The sequence below is a fragment of the Oleiphilus sp. HI0079 genome (genome assembly GCF_001635105.1).
In genome coordinates, this window is the sequence record NZ_LWFT01001212.1 from 1 (window position 1) to 1,093 (window position 1,093).

1 protein-coding gene is annotated in these 1,093 nt (G+C 48.2%); it reads left to right on the plus strand.

Features of this window, described 5'->3' with window-relative positions:
* Window positions 1–103 precede the first annotated feature (103 nt).
* The coding region (nhaD, locus tag A3750_RS21550; RefSeq protein WP_197475222.1) for a sodium:proton antiporter NhaD at window positions 104–1,093 on the plus strand (990 nt) is incomplete at its 3' end.

Genomic DNA, 1,093 nt, shown 5'->3' on the forward strand with positions numbered 1-1,093 from the left:
CGATTTACAATCCAAATTTTTTGGCCACCGAGCACAGTTTTCAGTACTCGGTGGCTTTTTCGTTTTGTAGAGTGATTGATTTAGCTTACGAGTAGAGGAAAACATGAAAGCAGCAGTGAAAGCACTATTCGCACTTGTGTTGAGTGCAGGTGCAACAAATGCTCTAGCAAGTGGTGGCGAAGTCACCATGCTGGATCTAACCGCGACCTGGTTGGGTGGTTTGTCGATTTTGATTTTTGTCTTGGCCTACATGCTGGTTATCGGCGAAGAGTTTTTGCATCTGCGTAAGTCCAAGCCGGTCATGGTGGCTGCGGGCATCATATGGGTGTTCGTTGCGATCTCCTACAACATGGCGGGCGATACGACGAGTGCGCATACCATGATTCAGCATAATATCCTCGAATACGCCGAACTGTTGCTCTTTCTACTTGCTGCGATGACCTACGTAAACACAATGCAGGAACGTAATGTATTTGCTGCTCTGCGCTCGGTGCTGGTCTCTCGGGGTTATTCATTAAAATCTATCTTCTGGATTACCGGCTTACTGGCCTTCTGTATTTCTCCCATCGCGGATAATCTAACGACGGCATTGGTCATGGCGGCGGTCGTTATGGCGGTTGGTGGCGATAACAAGACTTTTATCGGCATGGGCTGTGTGAATATTGTTATCGCAGCAAATGCGGGTGGTGCTTTCAGCCCGTTTGGTGACATCACAACACTTATGGTTTGGCAGAAAGGTAAGGTCGAGTTTCTCGGGTTTTTTGCGTTACTTGTGCCGGCCATTGTTAACTGGCTTGTGCCGGCAATTCTCATGTCGTTGTTTTTACCAAAAGGGCAACCAGAGGGGGTTACCGAAGAAGTAAGAATCAAGCGTGGCGGAGTCACTGTTATCTTCCTTTTCTTAGGCACAATTGCAATGGCAGTTACATTTCATAGTGCGCTCCATCTTCCGTCCATGGTCGGTATGATGACGGGTTTAGGGGTACTAAAACTTTACGGTTACTACCTGAAGCTGAAAGGCGACTTGCCGCACGATACGATCGAGCAGCACGCGGGATCCAGTGAGGCTCACTCAGAAGGGCAGTTCGATATT